The sequence below is a fragment of the Armatimonas sp. genome (assembly GCF_043760365.1).
In the GTDB taxonomy this organism is placed as follows: Bacteria; Armatimonadota; Armatimonadia; order Armatimonadales; family Armatimonadaceae; genus Armatimonas.
In genome coordinates this window covers 1-3,021 of sequence record NZ_JAYUPA010000885.1, presented here as the reverse complement: position 1 = coordinate 3,021, position 3,021 = coordinate 1, and the positions used below count along the sequence as shown (strand labels likewise).

General features: G+C 58.5%; 4 protein-coding genes. 3 read left to right on the top strand and 1 reads right to left on the bottom strand.

All coding sequences use genetic code 11. From position 1 onward, the window contains the following. Positions 1-830: DUF4352 domain-containing protein (locus ACH2EH_RS21985; RefSeq protein ID WP_395145108.1), on the top strand; the 830-nt coding region annotated here is incomplete at its 5' end. 39 nt (positions 831-869) lie between these two features. On the opposite strand, the gene ACH2EH_RS21980 is transcribed toward ACH2EH_RS21985, so the two are convergent. Continuing rightward, complete coding sequence (locus ACH2EH_RS21980; protein ID WP_395145106.1) at positions 870-1,673, bottom strand: helix-turn-helix domain-containing protein; 804 nt, start codon at positions 1,671-1,673, stop codon at positions 870-872. Positions 1,674-1,898: 225 nt separating this feature from the next. Here ACH2EH_RS21980 and ACH2EH_RS21975 point away from each other — a divergent pair, with 225 nt between their 5' ends. Next, complete coding sequence (locus ACH2EH_RS21975; RefSeq protein ID WP_309689219.1) at positions 1,899-2,180, top strand: hypothetical protein; 282 nt, start codon at positions 1,899-1,901, stop codon at positions 2,178-2,180. Beyond that, positions 2,170-3,000: a phytanoyl-CoA dioxygenase family protein gene (locus tag ACH2EH_RS21970; RefSeq protein ID WP_395145105.1), complete on the top strand. Its 831-nt coding sequence runs from the start codon at positions 2,170-2,172 to the stop codon at positions 2,998-3,000. The genes ACH2EH_RS21975 and ACH2EH_RS21970 overlap by 11 nt, the downstream gene beginning before the upstream one ends. The last annotated feature ends 21 nt before the right edge of the window (positions 3,001-3,021 follow it).

Here is a 3,021-nt window from a genome sequence, read left to right as displayed (position 1 = left end):
CCTCTCGGATTGGCAAGTACCAGATCATCTTGACAGGCGCGAGCTTTGCCACGCGTGTCAACAGCAACGAGATGGCAGTCGCCGGTCAGGGCAAGAAGTTCCTCGTGCTCAACTACACCGTGCAAAATCCTGGCACCCAGGAGCTTGGATTTGATGGGAGCCTCGTTCGATTCACGGTCGTCGGTGCCGACAATGCGAACTATGAGAATGTCGAGGTGGCTCTCAATCCAGAGAAAATGTCACAAGTGAGCGTGCAGCTGAAACCCGCACAGAAAGCTCCTTTCGTGACCTACGTCGAGGTTCCCGCAAGCGACCCTATCCCCAAGCTGATCGTCCTGAGCGGCAATGCGCCGGTAGTACGCTTCGATCTGAAGGGAAAGGTCAAGAAGTTCACGGGCATGTACGCGGCCCCCGATGGCGTCACCGCGCTTGACACGGGCAAGGCGAAGCTAAAGGAAAAAGTCGAGCTGGGCTTTTTAGACTTCGCCGTGGAGAAAGTCGAAGAAAGCGCGGTAGCACTCGGCGAGGTCACCCCAGACGAAGACAAGAAGCTCGTGGTGGTTCATGTCGCCTACACAAATCCAGGCCAGCTAGCAAGGGAGATTAACTGGGGCAATTACACGTTGGCTATGAAGGATGCGAACAACGAGCCGATGGATTTCCAAAACACATTGTTCAATGCGGTGGGAAATACGAGCCTAAACTCGGAAATCAAGCCAGGTGAGACAGTGCGTGGCCGATTGATCTTCTCGGCGGCGAAGGATGCGAAACCGGATTCCCTCACGTTCACGCTCAGTGAAATTCGCTCCGCCATTGTCTCGCTAAAATAGCCGCCACACGCTAGAGGTCATGACTATCTTCTACCTCGCTCAGCGGGAGGGGCTGGGGGTGGTTCGAAGCGCGCGCGGCGACACCCCCAAAGCGCTTCGGATGGTCTTATTGAACAGATGCAAGTCCGGGATACCGACGGCGATGGCGACGGATTTTATGGGAAGCGTGGACTCTTTCAGTAGGTGCTCGGCCCGTTCGATGCGGCGCTGGCGCAGATAGCCAATCGCGCTGGTTCCCACTTGCTGCTGGAAAAGTCGCCCCAGATAGCTGTACGACACCCCCGCTTCACGGGCGAGCTGAGCGATACTGAGCGGCTCCCCCAAGCGCTGCTCGATGCGCTCGATGGTCGCCGCAACGGCGGGATGGCCCGTGGTGCTGGTGCGCGGCGTCGGACGCTCGGTGAGCTGACAAAGAATCTCCCACAGACGTGCTTGCCGTCGCCAGCGCGGCAGGTGCGGCGCGAGCGCCACTTCCTCGAACTGGGTGTAGAGTGCCGGAAAGCGTGCGCCCAGATCCTGCATCAGCGGAATTGTCCCGGTACTGGTGCCCGGCGGAAGGCGAAAGTGGGCGTACAAATGCGGCGATGGCCCCTCGTAGCGGTAGAGCACCGGCTGGTTGGGTGGGGTCAGTCCTACAAAGCCGGGACGGATCGGAAAGACCTGCCCGGCCAGCTCCAAAGTGGCACGGTAGCGGTAGAAGTGCAGCGACCAGAGCGTGGGAAGCTGGAAGCGATCCGTGCTCTGTCCCCCGTGCAGCCCCGCCGACATCTGCACTAGCACAGGCGGCTCCGCCAGGCAGATCGGCCACTCGGCAGCTTGCCAGTTATCGCCTCCCGTGTTCATAACGATTTTTTACCACCAATTGACAACCTAGGCCATTGAAACAGAGAATAAGAACAATTAAAATCAACCAATTCCGCCCCGATAAACGGGGGCGTCTTATTGTCGCTACGCGACACGAAGGGCGTGCCGCCCATAGGAAGTTCGGATGGCTGCCTGCAGCCTTTGTGTCCGAGGCACGAGGACAATAAGACGCTCCCGTTCATGGGAGCGATCTGGAGGATAACGATGTTACGGCAAAAACTGCTGGTACTCTACCTGCACTATCCCGCACTGAATAGCGGCGTGTGCGCCTGGTCTATCTGGGACGGGACGGGCAAGGAGCACCACACCACGGGCGACAGCGACACGCCCCCCTACAACTCGGTGATCGAAGCGATGAAAGATGGCTGGCGCGTGATCCAGTTCCCGCAGCTCAACCCCGCCTACCCCGGCATGGAGCTGACAACCTCGTACCTACGCTTTGAGTATATTTTAGAGAAGCTGGAGGATATCAGCAATGGCAGTTAGTAAAGAGCATCTGCTCACAACAGTCCAACTAGCAAACTTCGCCGCCGACGGTCTGCTGGTCTTCCCGGAGCTCATTCCCGATGAAGTGAATCAAGAGGCGATGCGGGAGATTGATGAAAAACTCATCCCCACCGGCTACGAAAAATCCGGCCAGGAGCTCGCCAATATCTGGAAAGAGAGCAAGGGCTTCGGGGCGTTTTTTCGTCTGCCGCAAGTGGAGGGAATTATCCGGAGCCTTGTTGGGCCGTCACCGCTCTACGACCACCACGCGTTCCATAAAGTGGGGCCGCACCACGAAGAGGGGCAAATCTGGCACGCCGATAATATCATTGACCCGCGCCAGCACTTCGATATCCAGTTGTTTTATTTTCCTCACGACACGCCGCGCGAGATGGGCGGGACGATGTTTCTGCCCGGCAGCCACCTGCGCCGCATCCACGAAACCGATATCGGGCGCTACCAGAACTTTCGGGGCCAGCTCCCGATGGTCTGCAAGGCGGGGACAATCGCGGTGGGGCATCATGGGCTCTGGCACTGCGCGCAGCCCAACCACACAGAGAGCATGCGCTACATGTTCAAGCTGCGCCTCAACCCGACCGTGCGTCAGCGCCAGCTCTGGAACACAGATGACCTCAACGACCCCCAGGTGCCGGGGATTCTGAATCGAAATCATCGCTGGTACGGCAACGACGATCGCCTGGAGATCACTCAGCGCATCAAGTTCTGGCGATTCTTGCTCGATGACGACAAGTGGGACGCCCACTACTGGCTCACCCGCGTCGAGAACAAGCCCGAGCGCCCCGCGCCGTTCTTCACGTAAAAGCTGACTTGCTGGAGCGCG

Coding starts and splice junctions, on each gene's coding strand:
- ACH2EH_RS21980 (WP_395145106.1), bottom strand. CDS start 1,673: ATGAACACGGGAGGCGATAACTGGCAAGCTGCCGAGTGGCCGATCTGC.
- ACH2EH_RS21975 (WP_309689219.1), top strand. CDS start 1,899: ATGTTACGGCAAAAACTGCTGGTACTCTACCTGCACTATCCCGCACTG.
- ACH2EH_RS21970 (WP_395145105.1), top strand. CDS start 2,170: ATGGCAGTTAGTAAAGAGCATCTGCTCACAACAGTCCAACTAGCAAAC.